Origin of the sequence: Thalassolituus hydrocarboniclasticus (genome assembly GCF_025345565.1) — a bacterium.
Lineage (GTDB): Bacteria > Pseudomonadota > Gammaproteobacteria > Pseudomonadales > Oceanobacteraceae > Venatoribacter > Venatoribacter hydrocarboniclasticus.
Genome location: NZ_CP054475.1, coordinates 885,885 through 907,266, shown reverse-complemented (window position 1 = coordinate 907,266; position 21,382 = coordinate 885,885). Strand labels below are relative to the sequence as shown.

Below are 21,382 nucleotides of genomic sequence, written 5' to 3'. Positions count from 1 at the left end.
ATGAAACTCTATTGGCTGTCTTTAATAAGCTTTGGTCTCTTCACCAATCCGGTTCTGGCGGATGACACCGAGATTTATCTGGGTAACCCTAACCGGGTTAACCCGAACGTGGTCTTTATTTTTGATACATCCGGCAGTATGGGCTGGGATACCGATTCCGGTGAAACACGAATCTCTCTGGTTAAAAAAGCCGCCGTTGAAACCATTAAAGAAACCGGTGGCATCAACCTCGCGCTGATGCGCTTTAATCCCTATATAAAAACGTATGAATGCGAAGAAGAAGATAGTAATGATTATTGCTATCAGGGCGGACGAATGAGCATCAATACCCTTGATATCGATGCCACAGGTTCACGCCAGCAACTGATCGATATTATTAATAATTATCCGGCAGGTGGCGGCACGCCGATGTCAGAGTCTCTGTATGAAGCCGCCCTCTATCTGCGCGGTGAATCGGTGAAATTCGGCAAAGCAAAACTTTGGTCAAACAGATGGGATCGTTGGTATACGGAATACCTGAGCGATTCGGCCACTTATAATGCCTCCACCGGTAAATATATTTCACCGATCACTGACTCCTGTCAGAAAAACCATATTGTGGTCTTTACCGATGGCGCCGCATCTCAGGACTCCGAAGCTAACTATGACATCAAAACCTGGTTGAAAACACTCCCCAGTGCCGACTACCCAAGAGGCATCAGCCCCTATTGTTCGAGAGATGGCGGCTGCTCTGAAGAACTGGCTTATTTTCTTTATAATGCTGATCACAGCCCGCTGCCCGGAACTCAGCAAATCCATGTCCATACTATCGGTGGTTTTATCGAGGGCGATGCGCAGACACGTCTGAATGTTATGGCAAACGTTGGTGGTGGTATCTCAGCCAATGCGAAGAACTATGAACAGCTGAAAACTGCGTTGACCAAGATTTTTGACGATATTTCAAAATCGGCTGATACCTTCTCTGCACCCGCGGTTGCGGTTAACGCTTTTAACAGCCTTGAGTTGCTGGATCAGCTGTACTTCTCTGTATTTAAGCCGAACGCCTCCGTCAACTGGCAGGGTAATATCAAACGCTTCCGCTTAGCGGGAGATGGTCAGTTTGTCGATGTCAAAAACAACCCTGCTCTGGATGCCACCACCGGTTTTTTCACTAAAAACGCGCAAAGCTTCTGGACAAAAGATGAAGATGCGCCTGACGGTGACAACGTAACCAAAGGCGGGGCAGCAAGCCGTCTGACCCTTGACCGTATGGTTGTTTCAAATATTGCGTCCAACCGACTGGCCAGCGATTCCCGCAATCGCATTACGGAAAGCAATGCCTCCAACCTGTCACAGTCGTTATTTAAAGTGTCTTATTCCAGCGAGCAATTTTCCGATTTACTGAAATGGGCCCGTGGACTGGATGTCAAAGGGGAAGACCCAAGCGCCCCCCGTCGCGCAATGGAAGATCCGCTGCACAGCAAGCCTGTTATTCTGAACTACGGATCTCTGAAAGATGCCGATGGCGATGTAATTCCTGACAGTACATTGTTTATCGGTACCAACTCGGGCTATCTGCACGCCTTTGATACCAACGTTGACAACCCGAAAGAGCGTTTTGCTTTTATTCCGAAAGATTTGCTGCCCAACGTGGCCAAATATTATGAAGGTGGTGGTTCCAAAATTTATGGTCTTGATGGCCCGATCAGCGCGTACCACACAGACACTAACCGTAACCGTATTATCGACGCTGGTCGTGGCGAAAAGGCATACCTTTATGTAGGTATGCGTCGCGGCGGCCGTAATTATTATGCCCTGGATGTCACCGACCGTGATGCACCACAACTGGCCTGGCAGATTACCGGTGGCAGCGGTGATTACGCGCAGCTGGGACAATCCTGGTCCAAAATGCAGGCGATTCCTGTTCTCTGGAACGGTACACCACGCAATGTTCTGCTGTTCGGCGGTGGCTATGACCCAGCTGAGGATACTAACGTAGAACGTCTGGCGCATAATCAGGGCAATGCGATTTATATGGCCGATCCGACGACTGGCAAACGCCTGTGGTGGGCCTCAGCAAAGAGTGGCGCAGACCTGCGTCTGAGCGATATGACCAGTGGCATTGTTGGCGACATCATTCCTATCGACAACAATCGTGATGGCTATGTTGACCTGCTGTATGCCGCAGATCTTGGTGGCCGTATCTGGCGCATTGACCTGATGAATCTGGGGTCTTCAACTGAAGTCAATACTCAGGGCGGCGTACTGGCTGATTTAGGGGCTAACAACACGACGCTTAATCATGTGCGTTTCTACACCACTCCCGATGTGACCTACATGAATCGCGTTCTGCAGATCGGTGAAGATTCACTTACCGGTGAGCCGGTCTATGAAAAGGTTCCGCGTTATCAGATTGCCATCGGTTCAGGCTACCGTGCTCATCCGCTTGATCAGGATACCGTTGACCGTTTCTATGTCATTAACGACCTGAGTACCGAGGCCAGCCCTCCTGCGCAATACAATACAAGTTATCTGCGCGACCTTGCCAACTACAGCAGATACGATTCGGAAAGCTTTGATAAAAAGCTGAAGGGTCTGTACTTCACACTGCCGGACAGTGGCGAAAAAATTGTCGCCACAGCGGTAACCTCAAACGGCCGGACTTATTTTTCCTCCTATCGCCCGAATAACGGCAGTACATCCGGTTGTAATGCCGATACCGGTTTTGGCCGTCTGTACATGTTAACGACACCGGAAAATCAGGAAACCACGATTCCTGGTCAACCCCAGCCGAGCACGCCTAAGCCAACAATTGATATCATCGACGAAATCGATAACCCGATGAACGACCCAAAAATCATCATCGTTCCACCGGAAGATGATGAAGATGAAGATGACAAGAAAAAATGTGGTGAAATTATCACAGATGGTAGTTCGGTCATCTCTATCTGTGAGGAGGGTGGTAGAATCGTGCACAAGACGTACTGGCGGGATCTGAGTAAATGAGAGAGCAATCTGGCGTAACCCTGATTGAACTGATGATAACAGTTGCCATTCTGGGCATTATTCTCGGCGTGGGAATTCCAGCCATGAATACCACCTTTGTGAATGGCAATGCAGACCGCTACAGCCGCGATCTGCTGCGGGATATCAGTTATGCCAGAGACTATGCCATTAATCATTCGCGTGGGGTCTCCATGATCCCGATTAATAACAGCTGGAGTACCGGCTGGCAGGTTCTTGATGGCGCGCAGGTACTGCTGCAGACCGGATCTGCTGCAGTCCCCCTCTCCCAACCGGGAGAGATTACCTCCGGAACTTATTCGACAGTGACTCCATTACAATTTGACAGTCAGGGACGCTTAGCCAGCGTTGCCGGCCAGTTTGTTGTCAATGTCCCTAACTGCACAGGAGCGCGGATACGCACAATATCCCTGACCTTCCTCGGCCAGGTTTTTGTACAGGAGGCACAATGCTGAACCCGACAAAAGGCTTCAGTCTGCTTGAAGCGCTGGTCGCTCTGGCGATTACCTCAATTGCCCTGACAGGGCTCGGATCGCTGCAGATCGAAGCAAATAAATCCGCAACCGATGCCGGTGGGAAATCACAGGGGATCTGGATTCTGGAGGATCTGGCTAACCGTATGCGCTTCAATAACACTGCGATTGCCAGCTACGATACTGCGGCAAACCCGATAAACTGCGGCAATGCCCCCAAAGTATGCGCTTCGTACAACACAGGTGTCGCACGCCTGACAGCTGATCCGACCTGCACCACAGCGGAACTTGCCGCTTTCGATCTCTGGGAGCTGCAATGCGGCGTTGGCGCGGCCGTACCGGGTAGTCTTACGACCCGGGGCAGCAGTGTTGACTTCATGCCTAACCCGCAGTTATCCGTCACCGTCATTGGTCAGCAGGTAACTGCCACCGTCTCCTGGGAATCGACCACCGAGCGCCAGGATGCCAACGGCAATCGCATTTATGCCAGCAATAGTCCGGTTACGACGGTTACCCGCCGTGCCAGCGCCACCTCGGTATTTGTCCCATGAAGCTATACAAGCAAAAAGGGGTCACCCTGATAGAGCTGATGATCGGGATCTCGATCGGTCTGGTGATCACCTACTTCGTCATGAGTATCATGATGACAGCCAACAGAAGCAGTATTCAGTCAGAAGGCCAGTCTCAGGCGCAGGAAGCAGGCCGTTTTACCGCCAGCTGGCTGACAACCGAAATCCGCAGAGCCGGATACACGCCGGATGTTCAGGAACCCAGAACCCAGCCCTTTGCCAACCTGTGCGGTGGCGGCGGAGCAATGCCTCCGGCAGCCGGAGGAGCCTGTACCTTTGAAACCACTGGGGTCAGCGACAGAATTGCTGTGCGTCGCTGGTATACCGCCCTTTCCGGGGTCGCTCGCGATGCTCAGGACTGTACCGGAGTCAATCTGGCGCTTGGCGAAAATACTCCGCTGGTCGATGTATACTGGGTAGAACTGGATACCGGAGGTGGTGTCGGAGATGAATTCGACGACGTATTACGCTGTGTAACCTACGATGAAACCACAGGAAATCCGGTGGCCCCGTCACAGATTCTGGTCGCCGGAATGGAGGGGTTGCAGGCGCTGTATGGCGAGCGTATCGGTAATATCGTACGCTATGTAGCCGCCGATCAGGTTACCAACTGGAATCTGGTGTTTGCCGTTAAAATCGCGGTACTGACCAAGTCTTTTACAGATCAGAGCCAGCGTGCAGCGGTACGCAGCTATGTGTTACTTGACGGCAATCCATACACCTTTAATGATAGTAATGCCCGTCAAATACAAACAACCACGGTGTTTTTAGCTAATGATTAAAAAACAAATGCATAAATCTCAGGGTTTCACCCTGATGGAATTAATGATTGTCGTCGCTATTATAGGCATCCTGGCGAGTATCGGCCTACCGATCTACAGCAACCATGTAATGAACAGCGAAAGAATCAGCGTCGGTAATGAAGAACTCAACCCGATTTTGGCCGCACAGGAAGAGTTCAGACGGGATAACCTGACTTACACATTGAACCTCACCGACCTCGGGCTGCCCAACAATCCTTATACCCCCCCAGGTGGACGTTTCATCATCTCTGCTGTTCCCTGCAATGTTAACGGAGCCGTATTACCTATTACGCAGTGCGTGGAATTACAGGCAATTGGTCAGAATGAGCAAGCCAATGACGGGGATGTGATTTTCAATACGCTCGGCACACGTAACCATATTATGCCCGGCGGAATTATTCAGGAATTTTAAATTTCCTGTAACCGCAACTCTTTCGGCAACGAAAACACCACATTTTCCGGGCGGCCCTGCATTTCCTGCGGGGCTTCTCCGCCCAGAGCAACCAGCTTGTTAACCACTTCGCGCACCAGTACTTCCGGAGCTGATGCTCCTGCGGTAATACCAACGACCTTCACATCTTCCAGCCACTGCGGTTGGATTTCTGCGGCATTATCAATCAGGTAAGCTTTAGCGCCCATACGCTCACCCAGCTCACGTAAGCGGTTGGAATTGGAGCTGTTCGGAGAACCGACCACCAATAACAAATCACAATCGGCGGCCAGATTTTTCACTGCATCCTGGCGGTTTTGCGTGGCGTAACAGATATCATCTTTACGCGGGCCCTGAATATTGGGGAACTTTACCCGCAGAGCATCAATTACCCGGGCGGTGTCATCCATAGATAACGTCGTCTGCGTTACATATGACAATCTGTCCGGATTATTTACCGCCAGTGCTGCCACATCGTCTTCGTCTTCGACCAGATAAATATGGCCACCCTGAGCGTAATCATACTGCCCCATGGTGCCCTCAACTTCCGGATGACCTTTATGGCCAATCAGAATGCACTCACTGCCATCGGCGCTATAGCGACTGACTTCGAGATGCACTTTGGTGACTAATGGGCAGGTCGCATCAAATACGCGTAAGCCACGATCTTCTGCGGTTTTTCGTACCGCCTGAGATACACCATGGGCAGAAAAAATAACAATGCAGTTATCCGGCACCTCATCCAGTTCATCGACAAAAATAGCGCCACGCTCGCGCAGGCCATTCACCACAAACTTGTTATGCACCACTTCATGACGCACATAAATCGGCGGTTCAAATAAGTCGAGAGCACGATTAACGATGTCGATAGCTCGATCAACGCCGGCACAAAAGCCACGCGGATTAGCGAGTTTAATCTGCATCCTGAACCTCAAGAATCTGTACTTCAAACTGCAGGGTTTTGCCCGCCAGCGGGTGGTTGAAATCAACCGTTACCCAATCGCCTTCCACTTTGCTGATAACGCCCGGCAGTTCTGCTCCCTGAGCGTCAGCAAAAGAGACCATTAAGCCCGGTGCAACCGGCATATCAACAGGAAAGCTGTTGCGCTTCATTTCCTGCATATTCTGCGGATTCGGCTGGCCAAAGGCTTTTTCCGGCGGCACGCTGAAGGTCTTATGATCGCCGGTTGCCAGTCCCAGTAAATACTCCTCGAAACCTGGCAGCAAATTGCCATCGCCCAATACAAAGCTAACCGGACTACGGTCAAAGGTTGAATCAACAATCTGCTCATCGCTGATTTTCAGCGCAAAATGCATGGTGATTTTACTGTCTGCTGCAATGATTCCGACGGACATAATAACTACTCAATAAAAACAAGATTTCAGGAAGCCTGACGACGTTCCTGCCAGGACTCGCGCACAACATCCAATGCCATCATCACAGCACCGACGGTAATTGCCGAGTCAGCCAGATTAAAAGCCGGAAAATACGAACGATCCCAATGTACGGAAATAAAATCGATCACATGACCATACACCAGACGATCAAATAAATTGCCCAGAGCACCGCCTAAAATCAGCGCCAGCGCAACCGGCATCCAGATTTGTGTTCGCGGCAAACGTTTCAGCCAGACAATCAGCATGACACTCACGCCAAGTGAAACAGCGGTAAAAAACCAGCGTTGCCAGCCAGACTCATCAGCGAGAAAACTGAAGGCCGCCCCACGGTTATACAGCAGGGTAAAATCCAGTACAGGTAATAAATATACCGGGCGGCCATACGTCAGCATCATTTCGGCCAGCTGTTTGGTAGCGATATCCAGTACGAATACCGCCAGTGCCAACCAAAGCCAGATTAATGCTGAACGGGATTGTTGAGTGTTCGGCATTTATGCAAAACGACGGACTTCACCATCGCCCTCCACGTTTTCCACACAACGGCCACACAAGGTCGGGTGCTGAACATTCTGACCAATATCGTCGCTGTGATGCCAGCAGCGTTCGCACTTTTCATGCTGCGATGCTTTAACCTGTACACGCAAACCTGTCAGTTCGGTTTCAACACCGGCTGCAGCATTGAAATCCAATACCTGAACACCGGAAGTAATGAGCACAAAACGCAGCTCATCACCCAGTTTTTCCAGCTGAGCTTTCAGTTCTGGCTGAGCATAGAGTTCTACTTCAGCACTCAAACTGGCACCGATCACTTTATCGGTACGGGCTTTTTCCAGTACGCCGTTCACTGCAATTTTGGCAGCGATAATATCGGCCCAGAACGCATCATCAAAGGTGCTGGCGCCGGTATCCGGGAAAGCGTTGTACCATTCGGCCAGCATAACCGACTCCTCACGCTCACCGGCCAGGCAGCTCCAGATTTCTTCTGCAGTAAATGACAGAACCGGAGCAATCCAGCGGCTCATTGCTTCCAGCACGTGGTACAGAGCCGTCTGCGCACTGCGGCGTGGCAGACCATCGGCTTTGCAGGTGTACTGACGGTCTTTAATCACGTCCAGATAAAAACCACCGAGCTCGCTGACGCAGAAATTCATCAGTGTTTTGGTCAGGCCTTTAAAATCATAGTTGTGATAAAAACCGATCACTTTGTCCTGCAGCTGACGGGTGTAATCCACCATCCAGGCATCCAGCGGCAGCAGCTCGTTACCGGCAACCATGTCGGTCTGCGGGTTAAAACCATTAATATTGGCCAGCAGGAAACGACAGGTATTACGCACGCGGCGATAGGCATCGGCATTGCGTTTCAGAATTTCTTTGGAAACCGTCATCTCACCGCTGTAATCGGTATCGGCAACCCACCAGCGCAGAATATCACCACCCAGCTCGTTGATAACTTCCTGCGGTTCCACTGTATTGCCCAGCGATTTCGACATCTTGCGGCCTTCACCATCCACAGTAAAACCATGGGTAAGCACAGTTTTATATGGCGCTTCACCGTACACGGCGACACTGGTCAGCAAAGAACTCTGGAACCAGCCACGATGTTGATCCGAACCTTCCAGATACATTTCTGCCGGGAATTTCAGACCATCACGCTCACGCAATACAGCGGTATGCGTAACACCGGAATCGAACCATACATCCAGCGTATCAGTGACTTTTACATAGTCTTCTGCGTCAGCACCTAACAGCTCAGCAGCTTCGAGTTCGAACCAGGCATCAATGCCTTGCTGTTCCACTTTCAGAGCCACTTTTTCGATTAATGCTGCAGAATCCGGATGCAGTGCGCTGGTCTCTTTATGCACAAACAACGCAATCGGCACGCCCCAGGTACGCTGACGGGAAATACACCAGTCAGGACGATCGGTCATCATGCTTTCGATACGGGCTTTCCCCCAGCCCGGACGCCACTCAACGGTATTTTCCACTTCGTGCATCGCCTGAGTCAGCAGCCCTGCCTGATTCATGCTGATAAACCACTGCGGTGTGGCGCGGAAAATAATCGGCGTTTTATGGCGCCAGCAATGCGGATAGCTGTGGGTAATTTTCGCTTTTTTCAGCAAAGCACCTTTTTCAGCCAGCAAACCCAGGACACGGAAATTACCTTTATCTGCGGTGCTCAGGCCGGTAAGCTCCAAGCGATCCAGTTCGTCATTAGCGATAAAATTGCCTTGAGCATCAACAAGTAGTTCATGAGAGCCAATGCCATACATGCTAGCAACAACGAAGTCATCGACACCGTGCATTGGTGCCGTATGAACACAGCCAGTACCTGAATCTGCAGTAACATGCTCACCAGAAATAACAGGGACCCGCTTCACAGAACCATTCTGATCCAACATAAATGGATGCTTAACATATGCACATGCAGGCCACTCTTTTGATGACCGAGAAAACGCTTCACCAAGAACGGTAGCAACAACTTCAATCTCATCTAAAGCTAAACCATAACGATTGATAGCGTCATCTACCAAGTCCGAAGCTAGGATCAAATACTCGTTTTGCTGTTTCAGCAGTAACAGTGAATAATCCAGAATAGGGTTGACGGAGACTGCCTCATTCGCAGGTAAAGTCCACGGAGTGGTGGTCCAAATAACGAGTGAAACGGGACATCCATCACTAGGAGTAAGCCCAAACGCTTCTTTAATCGCATGTCGGTCACAAAATTCAAACTTAACGTCGATGGCGATGGACTGTTTGTCCTGATATTCCACCTCGGCTTCAGCCAGCGCAGAACCACAGTCAGAACACCAGTTAACCGGCTTAAAACCTTTGTGCAGGTGACCGTTATCGATGATTTTACCCAGCGTACGGATGATGTTGGCTTCGAATTTAAAATCCATGGTCAGGTACGGGTTTTCCCAGTCACCCAGAACCATCAGGCGTTTAAAATCGGCGCGCTGGCCATCAACCTGCTCGGCCGCATACTCACGGCAGTGCTTGCGGAATTCGCTGGCGCTGACATTCACGCCAACTTTGCCGACTTTTTCTTCCACTTTTAATTCAATCGGCAGACCGTGACAGTCCCAGCCCGGAACATAAGGCGAGTCTTTGCCGCTGAGCGTCTGTGATTTTACAATCACGTCTTTCAGAATTTTATTCACCGCATGACCGATATGAATCTTGCCGTTCGCGTACGGCGGGCCATCATGCAGAATAAACTGATCACGTCCGGCACGGGCTTCACGAATTTTCTGGTACAGGCCAATCTGCTCCCAACGGGCGAGCATTTCCGGTTCACGCTGTGCCAGATTTCCGCGCATCGGGAAGTCGGTATCGGGCAAATTCAGCGTCGCTTTATATTGGCTTTCCACTTTATCGTTCATAGCTGCGTCACTTTTCTGAAAGTCTGAATTCGGTTCAAAATCGGGATGAATCGGGCAAAGCGGCAAAATAATGTCTGGCCGCTGTTTTATCGGCCGCAATGGCCTGCTTTAGTTCATCCAGACCAGAAAATTTCTGTTCTTCGCGGATTTTATGTAAAAACTCCACCGCTAAATGGCGGTGGTAGAGATCGCCCTGAAAATCCAGCAGGTGTACTTCCAGCGAAGGTTCAGGCTCTCCGCTGATGGTGGGCTTCACACCACAATTGGCCACGCCCTGATATTTCTGCCCTGTCGCCTCATCAATAGCGCACACCGCAAACACACCACTGAGCGGTAATTTACTGCGCCGCACCATCACATTGGCCGTTGGAGTATCCAGCATACGGCCCAGCTGACGGCCAAAGGCGACCCGGCCCGACATGCGGTACGGGTGCCCGAGCAGATGCGCGACACGCGCCAGATTATTCGCGGCCAGCTCACTGCGTACCCGGGTGCTGCTGACCCGCTCGCCATCCACCTCAAAGGTGGAAGTATCCTGCACACGGAAACCATGCTCCTGCCCGGCAGCAGCCAGTGCCTGATAATCGCCGCTGCGGTCACAACCAAAGCGGAAATCATCACCAACAATCAGGTGTTTAACGCCTAAGGCAGAAATCAGAATATCGCGGATAAAGGCATCCGCCGGCATAGAGCGCAGCGTCTGGTTAAACGGCAGGCAAAGTACATAATCCACGCCCTGAGCGGCGAGATCCTGCAGCTTCTCACGCAGGTTAGCCAGACGTGGTGGTGCCACCTGAGGCGCAAAAAACTCCTTCGGCTGGGGCTCAAACAACATCACCAGCGTTGGCACCGAGTGTTGCTGCGCGACCGCTTTAAGCGCACGCAGAATCCCCTGATGGCCAAGATGCAGGCCATCGAAATTACCGATCGTAACCGCACAACCGCTGAAGTCTTCCGGAATGTTATGAAGCCCACGCAATAAGCGCATCTACAACCACTACCCGCCGAATACAAAGGGCCGGATTATAGCCAAATGACTGCTCAGGGAACAGCCATTTGGCCAGCCGTGTCATTTCAGAAAACTTCGCCACGCAGGTGACGCAAACGCAGGCCTGCTGCAATCAGCAAAGAAAAATACAGAGCAATGCCGGAGACAACGATCAGCGCCATCCAGCCGGCACGCAGTGAAGGCGACCATTCCAGCCAGCTCTGCGCCGGCCCCATCAACCACCACATGAGTGCCGCCAGTGCGCCATTGGCCAGTGCTAACTTACCGGCAAAAGACCACCACCCGGCCTGCGGCTGATAGACCCCCTGCTTACGCAGGCCGCGGTACAGCATATAGACGTTAAAATAGGCCGACAGCGAGGTCGCCAGCGCCAGACCCGCATGAGCGAACGGGAAAACCAGAATCAGGTTCAGCACCATATTCACCACCATCGCCTGAATACCGATTTTTACCGGGGTTTTCGTATCCTGACGGGCGTAATAGCCCGGCGCCAGCACCTTAATCATCATAAAGGCCAGCAAACCACTGCCGTAAGCCTGCAGGCTCAGGCTCATCATGCCGACATCGTAGGCCGTCACTTCCCCATGGAAGAAGATGGTCGACATCAGCGGCGTCGCCAGCAGCACCAGCGCCAGCGCGGCCGGCAGGGCAATCAGAAATACCATACGTACCGCCCAGTCGAGGGTACGGGAAAAGCTGTCTTTTTCATCCGCGGCATGACGGCCCGACAACGCCGGCAGAATCACCACGCCGATAGCGATAGCAAAAACACCCAGCGGCAGGTTGTTCAGGCGGTCGGAGTAATACAGCCAGCTCACCGAGCCGCTTTCCAGAAAAGACGCCAGCAGAGTATCCAGCAGCAGATTGATCTGACTGACCGATACACCAAACAGCGCCGGCACCATCAGACTGCCGATACGCTTAACGCCTTCATCTTTGGGCTGATATTGCGGGCGCACCAGCAGCCCCAGCCGCGCCACAAACGGCAGCTGAAATACCAGCTGCACCAGACCGGCCAGACACACGCCCCAGGCCAGCGCAAACAACGGCTCTTCAAACCAGTCGGTCATCACCAGCGTGGCGAAAATCATGCACAGATTCAGCAACACTGGCGTAAAGGCCGGTACCGCGAAACGGCCGTAACTGTTCAGCACACTGGAAGCAAAGGCCGTGAGTGAAATAAACAACAGATAAGGGAAAGTGATACGCAGCAGATCGGCGGTTAAGGCAAATTTTTCCGGATCACTGCGAAAGCCCGGCGCAAAAATCCAGGGCAGATAATCCGCAAACAACAGCGCCAGCAGTGTCACCGCCAGCAGCGCAGTTCCCAGCACACCGGAAGTACGGGCAATCAGCAGCTGCACTTCTTCCAGCGGCCGCAGGCGGCGGTATTCGCTCAGCACCGGCACAAAAGCGACAGAGAAAGCCCCTTCGGCAAACAGACGGCGGAAGAAATTAGGAATTTTGAACGCAACAAAAAAAGCATCGGCGCGGGCACCAAAATACTGCGCCACCACCACATCACGGATCAGCCCCAGCACCCTACTGAGCAGCGTCATCAGACTGACAATCGACGACGAACGCAGCAGGCCCAGACCTTTACCGGCTGGCTTCTGTTCGGCGGGAGTAGGGTCTTGCGGTTGCGTCATACGAGTCTCCATTTACCTGCGCGTATCATACGCAGCTACACCGGAAAGTCTGCAGGAAAGCCTGCAGGAAAGTCAGCCAGCGCCTGACACTATCCGCGCAGCAAACGACAGAAACAAAAAAACCCGCAAAAGCGGGTTTTTCGTCCGAACCGGAACGTTAATCAGAGATTAACCTTTCAGTGCGAAAACCTTAGCATTCAGACGACTCTTGATACGTCCAGCAGTATTCTTGTGCAGAATACCTTTGTTCACCATTTTGTCGATGTAAGGTTGAGTCTTAGTAAACGCAGCCTGGGCTTGGTCATAGTCGTTAGTCGCAACAGCAGCGTGTACTTTCTTAATGTAAGTACGCACCATTGAGCGCAGAGCTACAGTACGAGCACGACGTTTGATAGCCTGACGGGCGCGTTTACGAGAACCAGCGGAATTTGCCACAGTCGGCTCCTCAAAATTGGTTTATCAATCAAATCTAAGAGGGCCGGGATTATCCAGACATCCCGCCCCAGTGTCAACAAGGGTACCGCTTAAAAAGCAGTCCCTTCCCTTAATGATCAGTCGATGATCACTTTTGCAAAAGACTTCACCAGCGAATCCACGGCTTTCATCTGCTCCAGATACACTTCCAGCTTGTCCAGCGGTAAGGCACAAGGGCCGTCACACTTGGCTTCAGCCGGATTCGGATGCGCCTCCAGAAACAGACCAGCAATCCCCAGAGCCATACCGGAACGTGCCAGCTGGAACGCCTGCTGACGGCGTCCATCGGCAGAATCGGCACGACCACCAGGGCGCTGCAACGCGTGCGTGGCGTCGAAAATAACCGGCGCCATGGTCTTCATATCGTCCATACCCAGCATATCCACCACCAGGTTGTTATAACCGAAGCTGGAACCACGCTCACATAACATGACGCGCTCATTACCGGCTTCAGCAAACTTCTTGATGATATGGCGCATTTCATGCGGCGCCAGGAACTGCGGCTTCTTCACGTTGATGGCCGCACCGGTTTTGGCCATAGCCACCACCAGATCGGTCTGACGCGCAAGAAACGCAGGCAGCTGGATAACATCCACCACTTCAGCCACAGGTGCGGCCTGATAAGGTTCGTGTACATCGGTGATCAGCGGTACGTTAAAGGTCTTTTTGATTTCTTCAAAAATCTTCAGACCTTCTTCCATGCCCGGACCACGGTAGGAATTGATCGAGGAGCGGTTAGCCTTGTCAAAAGATGCTTTGAACACATACGGAATGCCCAGCTTTTCCGTTACTTTTACGTAGTGTTCACAGATCTGCATTGCCAGGTCACGGCTTTCCAGCACGTTCATGCCGCCAAACAAAGTGAAAGGCGCGTCATTACTGACGTTAATACCGGCTACGTTTACGGCCTCGATCATGTTATTCCTCTGCTTATTCTTACTTTTGCTTAACGCACAGCCCAAGTGCTGCGCCAAAGTTACAAGACTACCAGATTATCGCGGTGAATAATCTCCGGCTCGGCAATATAACCCAGAGCCTGCTCCAGCTGCGCGGTCGGTGTGCGCACAATTTTCTGCGCGTCAGACTGGTTGTAATTAACCAGACCTTTAGCCACCAGATTGCCCTGCTCGTCTTTGCAGGCCACCACCTGGCCACGTTCAAATTTACCACCAACCGCCACCACACCAATCGGCAGCAGACTGCGACCACCTTCGCGCAGGGCTTTAATCGCCCCGGCATCCAGCACCAGCTCACCATGGGTCTGTAAATGCCCGGCAATCCACTGCTTACGCGCCGCCACCGGCTCTTTATCAGCCAGTAACATAGTGCCCAGCACTTCACCGGCCCGCAGACGGGTTATGACGTTATCAATGCGGCCACCAACAATCACAGTGTCCGCCCCGGAACGCGCCGCCAGTTTGGCCGCACGGATCTTGGTGATCATGCCACCACGCCCCAAGACACCGCCGCCACCAGCCATCGCCATATACTGCGGATCGGAGGCACGGCCTTCGGCGATCAGCTCAGCTTCCGGATTGGAACGCGGATCAGCGGTAAACAGGCCCAGCTGATCGGTCAGAATCACCAGCACATCGGCTTCCACCAGATTGGCAACCAGCGCACCAAGGGTATCGTTATCGCCGAATTTGATTTCGTCGGTAACCACGGTGTCGTTCTCATTGATCACCGGCACCACACCCAGACTGAGCAACGTGCGCAACGTACTGCGGGCATTCAGGTAACGCTTACGGTCACTGAGATCGTCGTGCGTCAGCAGAACCTGTGCGGTAGCGCGCTTGTGACCGGCAAAAGCCGTCTCATAGGCCTGCACCAGCCCCATCTGCCCGACCGCCGCAGCAGCCTGCAGCTTATGCACTTCGTCCGGACGCTTGCTCCAGCCCAGACGCGTCATGCCTTCTGCCACCGAACCCGACGACACCAGCACCACTTCGTGACCCTGCTGCAGCAATGCGGCAATCTGGTCCACCCAGCTCTGCATACCTTCACGATTCAGACCACGGCCATCATTGGTCAGCAGCGCGCTGCCGATTTTAATGACCCAGCGCTTCTGTTGCGCCAGTTTCTGCCGGGTTTCCTGCCACTCCACAGCCGTCATTGCTTTCTGCCTGTTGCTCTCTGCGACTGCTCTTTCGAGCGTTATGGTTAGCCGCGATTATTCGCGGGTATAAATAACTTCTACGTCGTAATCGTCATCATCATCGTCGTCATCCTGATCCAGCTCGCGCTGCTGACGACGGCGCTCGTGCAGATACTCGATATGCTCACGCGCTTCGGCCTCAACCTGTGCACGCTCTGCCTGTAACTGCTCGGCAAATTCTTCATCTTCCTGGGCACGCAAACGACGCTGCTCAATGTATTCCATGATGTCGCAGCTGATTTTAAACGTACCCTCGCGATTAATCGCGGCAATACGGTATACCGGCCCCTGCCACTGCAGACGGTCGATAACGTCCTGACAACGCGCTTCGCGTTCTTCTTCCGGCACCAGATCCAGCTTATTCAGCACCAGCCAGCGGTCACGCTGCGCCAGACCAGGAGAAAACTGCTCCAGCTCGTTGCTGATGGCCTGCACGTTTTCCGCCGGATCGGAATCATCAAAGGGCGCCATATCAACGATATGCAGCAACAGATGAGTACGCACCAGATGCTTGAGGAAACGCGTTCCCAGACCAGCACCATCGGAGGCACCAGGGATCAGACCCGGAATGTCCGCCACCACAAAGCTGCGGTGCGCTTCGACAGATACCACACCCAGATTCGGCACCAGCGTGGTAAACGGATAATCCGCCACCTTTGGCTTGGCTGCAGAAACGGCACGGATAAAGGTCGATTTACCGGCATTCGGCAAACCCAGCAAACCGACATCAGCGAGCACTTTCAGCTCCAGCTTGAGGTTGCGTGATTCGCCCGGCTGACCCGGCTTGGTTTGGGTCGGCGCCTGGTTGGTACTGGATTTGTAACGGGTATTGCCCAGACCATGGAAGCCGCCACGGGAAACCATCAGCAGCTGACCATGTTCGGTCAGGTCGCCCAGCGTTTCACCGGTATCTTCATCAATCGCCGTCGTTCCGACCGGAACTTTCAGATAGAGGTCAGCACCTTTATAACCGGTACAGTTACGGCTGGAACCGTTCTTACCGTTTTCGGCCTGATAATGACGCGTGTAACGGTAATCGATCAGGGTGTTCATGGCGTCATCGGCTTCCAGAAAAACCGAACCACCATCACCGCCATCACCACCGTCCGGGCCACCTTTAGGGATGAACTTTTCGCGACGGAAGCTCATACAGCCATTGCCGCCCTTGCCCGCCTGAACGGTAATTCGCGCCTCGTCGACGAATTTCATGCCTTATATCCTCTTGAATGCAAACAAAAACGCCCTGACTTCAAAGTTAACTTTGCAGCCAGGGCGCTCGGGTAAGTCGTGCAGCGATTAAGCGGCTGGAACGATACTTACAAACTTACGGTTTTCCGGACCTTTTACCTCGAAGGTAACAACGCCGTCTGCAGTAGCAAACAGAGTGTGGTCACGGCCAACTTTAACATTGGTACCAGCGTGGAAACGGGTGCCACGCTGACGAACGATGATGCTGCCTGCTTTTGCAGCCTGGCCACCAAACAGTTTGACACCAAGGCGTTTACTCTCGGAATCACGACCGTTACGGGTAGAACCACCAGCCTTTTTGTGAGCCATTGCTTTTCTCCTGTTTTGGGGTCACTGCAACACTGCGGATGCGGCGGTTTGGCAAACCGGCACGGACCCCGGACTTAATTCAGATAATTAGCCAGCGATGCTGGTGATTTTCAGTTCAGTGAACCACTGACGGTGGCCCATTTGCTTCATGTGGTGCTTACGACGCTTGAACTTCAGGATCTTCACTTTCTTGTGACGACCATGAGCAACGACTTCAGCAGTCACTTTAGCGCCTGCAACAACAGGAGCACCGATCTTAACGTCATCGCCGTTACCGATCAGCAAAACTTTTTCCAGAGCAACGGATTCGCCGGTAGCGATTTCCAGTTTCTCAACTTTCAGGGTCTGGCCTTCTTCAACACGGTACTGTTTACCGCCAGTTACTACTACAGCGTACATACTGTAATCTCCACATGAGCCCATAAACGGGCACTTACTTGGCTGCTACTTTCACGACCTGCTTCTACTGGCAACGCTCTGGTTTCCATATGGCAGGGAGCAGAATTTCGGGGCGCGAGACTATACCCCAGCCTGCAAACAGACGCAAGACGCATTCCCGAAGGAAACACAACAACCGGGAAAGAGCGGCCTGATCACTCTGCAGGAGGCGACGGATTCAGGAGCAAACACGGCTTTCAGCGGCAAAAACACCTTTTACAGGGCCAAAAACGGACTTTTTCACCCACTATCGTTGTCAGGCCTTCGGCTAGATAGCTACACTGCACGCCTTCAGCCGCTCCGGTACTGCCTGCAAGCTCCGCCGGAGTCGAGCGCCGTTTTTTATAAGGCCCTTAATTCATGCAGATACAAGATATTCTCGCTGTCGTCGGCGACGAATTTCAGGCGGTGGATCGCCTGATCCATACCCAACTGGCATCGCGCGTTCCTTTGGTTGAAAAGATCGCCGATTACATCGTCAGCAGCGGTGGCAAGCGTATCCGCCCGCTGCTGGTACTGATGACCGCCAAGGCCTTTGGCCGCAGCGATGATAACGCGGTTAAACTGGCGACCGTCATCGAGTTCCTGCATACCGCCACCCTGTTGCACGATGACGTGGTTGATACCTCCGACATGCGCCGCGGCAACCCGACCGCCAATGCCAAATGGGGCAACGCTCCCAGCGTACTGGTCGGTGACTTCCTGTACAGCCGTGCCTTTACCATGATGGTTGAACTGGGTTCACTGCCGGTCATGAACATTCTGTCCAACGCCACCTGTGTGATTGCCGAGGGTGAAGTTCTGCAGCTCACCAACGTAAAGAATCCGGACACCAGCGAAGCGCAGTACATGGATGTTATCCACGGCAAAACGGCGATGCTGTTTGAAGCCTCAACCCATGCAGCCGCCGCTCTGCTGCAATGCACTCCCGAACAAAGCCATGCCATGCAGGAGTATGGTAAAGAACTGGGTATGGCCTTCCAGCTGATTGACGATGTTCTGGATTACGAAGGCGATGCCGAAGCCATGGGTAAAAACGTCGGCGACGATCTGGCCGAAGGCAAGCCAACCCTGCCGCTGATTCACGCCATGGCACATGGTAACGAACAACAGCGCAGCCTGATCCGCTCAGCGATCCGCAAAGGCGGTCTTGACGATATGGCCGACGTACTGAATGCCGTGCGCGAACTGGGCTCGCTGGAATACACCCGCCAGAAAGCCTACGACTGCGCCGACCGCGCTCAGTCGCATCTGCAACTTTTGCCGGATTCAGAGGCCAAAGAGGCCCTGCGTGCACTGGCGTTTCTGGCGGTGAAGCGCAATACCTGATTTACAGACATGACCCGGAGGTTATCTGTGGCGAAGTGGTTACTCTTGTGTATTTCCCTGTTCTGGCTGCCGGCGCAGGCTGGCTTGCTGGACAGCCTGACCGGTAACGACGAGCCGGATTTCCTGCCGGTCGAACAGGCCTTTCCGCTGACCACTCTTATCGATAACGGCCAGCTGTACGCCAGCTGGCATTCCGCCGATGGCTATTACCTCTACAAGCACCGCATCTTTATCCAGCAGGGTGAGCTGAAGGCCGACCCGGTGTACTACTCACATGCGGGTAAAGAGAAAGAAGACGAAGCCTTTGGTCTGGTCACTGCGTTTTATGGTGAGCTGGATACGCGCTTTGACCTGAGCCGGTTTCAGCCCGGCGAACTGGTATTGCATCATCAGGGCTGTGCCGACGCCGGCCTGTGCTATCCGCCACAACGTTATTACCTGACCATCTCGCAAGCCGATATTGATGCAGCCGCAAACACTCTGGCCACCGCGAACAGCAACAACACGGTGACAGATACCGCTGGCAGCACCAGCTCACAGAGCAATACCGACAGCTGGTTCAGCAACCGCTCCTGGGGCGCAGTGGTCGGGCTGTTTTTCCTGCTCGGTCTTGGTCTGACATTTACCCCCTGCGTGCTGCCGATGGTGCCCATCCTGACCACGGTTGTTCTCGGCCAGAAGAACACCTCCGCCAGCCGTGGCTTTATCCTCTCATCCATCTACGTGCTCGGCATGGCCCTGACCTATGCCGCCGCCGGTCTGACCGTCGGCCTGCTCGGTGCCGGAGCCAATATTCAGGCCTGGATGCAAACCCCCTGGGTACTGATTCTGTTTGCCGTGCTCTTTGTGCTGCTGGCACTGGCCATGTTTGGCCTGTATGAGTTGCAACTGCCATCGGGTCTGCGTAACCGTCTGAACCAGCTGAATCAGAACCAGAAAGGCGGCCAGTGGCTGAGCGTCTTTATCATGGGCATTCTCTCTGCTCTGGTGGTATCCCCTTGTGTATCTGCGCCACTGGCGGGTGCACTGGTTTATCTGAGCACCACCGGCGACGCCATCTTGGGAGGCAGCGCATTGCTGGCGCTTGGCCTAGGCATGGGCGCACCGCTGATTGTGCTCGGCACCACCGGCGCGTCATTCCTGCCCAAAGCCGGCGGCTGGATGAACCAGATCAAAGCCTTCTTCGGCATTCTGCTGCTGGGCGTTGCCATCTGGCTGCTGAGCCGTATCCTGCCCGAAAACATCAGCCTGCTGCTGTGGGCACTGCTGGCCCTGTTTTACGGCATCAGCCTCGGCGCACTGGAACCGGCCGCCAGCGGTATACAGCGGCTGGTCAAAGGTCTGGCCTGGGTATTTTTACTCTACGGCATCATCGCCTTTGTCGGCGTATTGCAGGGCAACAGCAATCCATTACAACCACTGAGTGGCAGCCAGCAATTCATCGGCAGCAACAGCACCCCGGCGCACTCGTCGGCGTTTTTCCGCAGCAGCTCTGTAGCCGAGATCGAAAAACAGATTGCGGCCAGCCAGCAACCGGTGATGCTCGATCTGTACGCCGACTGGTGCATCAGCTGCAAAGTAATGGAGGAAGAAATCTTTGCCCAGCCCGATGTACAGCAGATGATGAAGAACGTCCTCTGGCTGCAGCTCGACGTCACCGATAACAGCGCCGAGCAGATTGCCTTTATGCAGAAACACGCCATATTCGGCCCGCCAACCATTCTGTTTTTCAGTCAGCAGCAGGAAATGCCAGCCGCCCGTATTGTCGGAGAGCTTGGCAAAGACCGCTTTGTTGCCCATATCCGGAAACACCTGCCCTGAATGCATTCAGCAAGCCTCCGCAGCAGGCTTGCCTTTTATTTTCTCCGGGCTATGATCGCCTCACAGCTATTGAGAAATAACGTTATATGAAACACCTCCTTCCCCTGTCGCAGGCCAGAACCTTCCAGAACTGAGCCGGAGAGCACCTCACTCTCCGGCGCAACATAACGTTTGTTATCAGTTATGGAGAGAAACATGATTTCCTGTATTCCCAACCCGGTGCGGCAATTAGGCCAGCGCCTGCAACAGCATTTACTGACCACGGATGCCTTCAGCTACCGCAGCCCTTTACAGCTGCTGAAAGCCTATAGCGATGTGCGGCAAAGCAGCCCGGAAAACCAGCGCGCTATCCGCCTGAATTCTCTGGTGGTGCTGCAATCCGCTGAACGCTTTTCGGTGGTTCTGACGTCTCCGGCCGATGCCAACCCTGGCAAGTACCGCATTTCCATTCTTTCGCCACTGGGAGCAGCCCTGAGCGGCCTGCAACCCGGCGACAGCTGTACGGTGAATGTTATGGGCATCCGCTCTGCATTTACCGTTATTCAGGTCATCAACTGACCATCCGGAAATGGAGGACATCGCCTTGAAGCCCTTAACTTGTCGCGTGCCCGGGGCCTGTTAACACTCATTAAATAGACCCTGCAGCACAAACAGCTCTTCAGTTACCCGCAAGCTGCCACTGTCCCTGCGGCAGACAGAGCAGCAGCGCTGAACGGAGATATTGCAATGGCAAAACAAGAGAAGAAACAGCCGGCCAAAACGCTGAAAGAAAAACGCCGCGATAAACGCGCGAAGAAGCAAAACCCGGCATAAATAAACGCAGGGGGCCAATATACAAAAGACAGACCAGCCCCCTGCCCTTGAAACTTCATTCCCGAAGACGCATAT

General features: G+C 53.2%; 20 protein-coding genes. 8 read left to right on the top strand and 12 right to left on the bottom strand.

Going from position 1 to position 21,382, the window contains the following annotated elements:
* From HUF19_RS03980 to HUF19_RS18335, 5 genes are read left to right on the top strand one after another with little or no spacing between them, the layout of a single operon-like run.
* Complete coding sequence (locus tag HUF19_RS03980) at positions 1-2,985, top strand: PilC/PilY family type IV pilus protein (protein ID WP_260998599.1); 2,985 nt, start codon at positions 1-3, stop codon at positions 2,983-2,985.
* Positions 2,982-3,458 carry a GspH/FimT family pseudopilin gene (locus HUF19_RS03975; RefSeq protein WP_260998598.1) on the top strand — a complete coding sequence of 159 codons (477 nt, stop codon included), beginning with the start codon at positions 2,982-2,984 and terminating at the stop codon, positions 3,456-3,458. The genes HUF19_RS03980 and HUF19_RS03975 overlap by 4 nt, the downstream gene beginning before the upstream one ends.
* Positions 3,452-4,027, top strand: a complete 576-nt coding sequence (locus HUF19_RS03970; protein ID WP_260998597.1) for a prepilin-type N-terminal cleavage/methylation domain-containing protein — start codon at positions 3,452-3,454, stop codon at positions 4,025-4,027. The genes HUF19_RS03975 and HUF19_RS03970 overlap by 7 nt, the downstream gene beginning before the upstream one ends.
* Positions 4,024-4,827 carry a PilW family protein gene (locus HUF19_RS03965; RefSeq protein WP_494546319.1) on the top strand — a complete coding sequence of 268 codons (804 nt, stop codon included), beginning with the start codon at positions 4,024-4,026 and terminating at the stop codon, positions 4,825-4,827. Before HUF19_RS03970 ends, HUF19_RS03965 begins: the two co-directional genes overlap by 4 nt.
* Positions 4,820-5,260 carry a type IV pilin protein gene (locus HUF19_RS18335; RefSeq protein WP_436317745.1) on the top strand — a complete coding sequence of 147 codons (441 nt, stop codon included), beginning with the start codon at positions 4,820-4,822 and terminating at the stop codon, positions 5,258-5,260. Before HUF19_RS03965 ends, HUF19_RS18335 begins: the two co-directional genes overlap by 8 nt.
* On the opposite strand, the gene ispH is transcribed toward HUF19_RS18335, so the two are convergent.
* The 12 genes from ispH to rplU all read right to left on the bottom strand — a co-directional run bounded on the left by ispH (position 5,257) and on the right by rplU (position 17,305).
* Positions 5,257-6,201, bottom strand: a complete 945-nt coding sequence (gene ispH / locus HUF19_RS03955) for a 4-hydroxy-3-methylbut-2-enyl diphosphate reductase (RefSeq protein ID WP_260998595.1) — start codon at positions 6,199-6,201, stop codon at positions 5,257-5,259. The genes HUF19_RS18335 and ispH overlap by 4 nt on opposite strands.
* A complete protein-coding gene (gene fkpB / locus HUF19_RS03950; RefSeq protein ID WP_260998594.1) occupies positions 6,191-6,634 on the bottom strand; it encodes an FKBP-type peptidyl-prolyl cis-trans isomerase in 444 nt (147 codons plus the stop codon). The genes ispH and fkpB overlap by 11 nt, the downstream gene beginning before the upstream one ends.
* Before the next feature lie 26 nt (positions 6,635-6,660).
* Positions 6,661-7,167: a signal peptidase II gene (gene lspA / locus HUF19_RS03945; protein ID WP_260998593.1), complete on the bottom strand. Its 507-nt coding sequence runs from the start codon at positions 7,165-7,167 to the stop codon at positions 6,661-6,663.
* Positions 7,168-10,059 carry an isoleucine--tRNA ligase gene (ileS, locus tag HUF19_RS03940; protein WP_260998592.1) on the bottom strand — a complete coding sequence of 964 codons (2,892 nt, stop codon included), beginning with the start codon at positions 10,057-10,059 and terminating at the stop codon, positions 7,168-7,170.
* Between the two features lie 34 nt (positions 10,060-10,093).
* A complete protein-coding gene (gene ribF, locus HUF19_RS03935) occupies positions 10,094-11,047 on the bottom strand; it encodes a bifunctional riboflavin kinase/FAD synthetase (protein WP_260998591.1) in 954 nt (317 codons plus the stop codon).
* An 86-nt stretch (positions 11,048-11,133) separates the two neighbouring features.
* Positions 11,134-12,717 carry a murein biosynthesis integral membrane protein MurJ gene (gene murJ, locus HUF19_RS03930; protein WP_260998590.1) on the bottom strand — a complete coding sequence of 528 codons (1,584 nt, stop codon included), beginning with the start codon at positions 12,715-12,717 and terminating at the stop codon, positions 11,134-11,136.
* 168 nt (positions 12,718-12,885) lie between these two features.
* Positions 12,886-13,152 (bottom strand): 30S ribosomal protein S20, encoded by a 267-nt coding sequence (gene rpsT, locus HUF19_RS03925; protein ID WP_145469723.1) that lies wholly within the window; start codon positions 13,150-13,152, stop codon positions 12,886-12,888.
* A 116-nt stretch (positions 13,153-13,268) separates the two neighbouring features.
* A complete protein-coding gene (gene kdsA, locus HUF19_RS03920) occupies positions 13,269-14,108 on the bottom strand; it encodes a 3-deoxy-8-phosphooctulonate synthase (protein WP_145469724.1) in 840 nt (279 codons plus the stop codon).
* A gap of 59 nt (positions 14,109-14,167) precedes the next feature.
* Entirely contained in the window at positions 14,168-15,307 is a 1,140-nt protein-coding gene (gene proB / locus HUF19_RS03915; protein ID WP_260998589.1) for a glutamate 5-kinase, read from the bottom strand.
* Between the two features lie 57 nt (positions 15,308-15,364).
* Entirely contained in the window at positions 15,365-16,558 is a 1,194-nt protein-coding gene (gene cgtA, locus HUF19_RS03910) for an Obg family GTPase CgtA (protein ID WP_260998588.1), read from the bottom strand.
* 87 nt (positions 16,559-16,645) lie between these two features.
* Positions 16,646-16,906, bottom strand: coding sequence for a 50S ribosomal protein L27 (rpmA, locus tag HUF19_RS03905; protein ID WP_145469726.1), 261 nt, complete (start codon positions 16,904-16,906; stop codon positions 16,646-16,648).
* 87 nt (positions 16,907-16,993) lie between these two features.
* On the bottom strand, positions 16,994-17,305 hold the full coding sequence (rplU, locus tag HUF19_RS03900; RefSeq protein ID WP_145469727.1) for a 50S ribosomal protein L21: 312 nt from the start codon (positions 17,303-17,305) through the stop codon (positions 16,994-16,996).
* Between the two features lie 399 nt (positions 17,306-17,704).
* On the opposite strand from rplU, the gene ispB reads away from it, so the two are divergent.
* The 3 genes from ispB to HUF19_RS03885 all read left to right on the top strand — a co-directional run bounded on the left by ispB (position 17,705) and on the right by HUF19_RS03885 (position 21,052).
* Positions 17,705-18,673, top strand: coding sequence for an octaprenyl diphosphate synthase (gene ispB / locus HUF19_RS03895; RefSeq protein WP_260998587.1), 969 nt, complete (start codon positions 17,705-17,707; stop codon positions 18,671-18,673).
* A gap of 27 nt (positions 18,674-18,700) precedes the next feature.
* Positions 18,701-20,494, top strand: coding sequence for a protein-disulfide reductase DsbD (gene dsbD, locus HUF19_RS03890; RefSeq protein ID WP_260998586.1), 1,794 nt, complete (start codon positions 18,701-18,703; stop codon positions 20,492-20,494).
* 195 nt (positions 20,495-20,689) lie between these two features.
* A complete protein-coding gene (locus HUF19_RS03885) occupies positions 20,690-21,052 on the top strand; it encodes a GreA/GreB family elongation factor (protein ID WP_260998585.1) in 363 nt (120 codons plus the stop codon).
* Positions 21,053-21,382 lie beyond the last annotated feature (330 nt).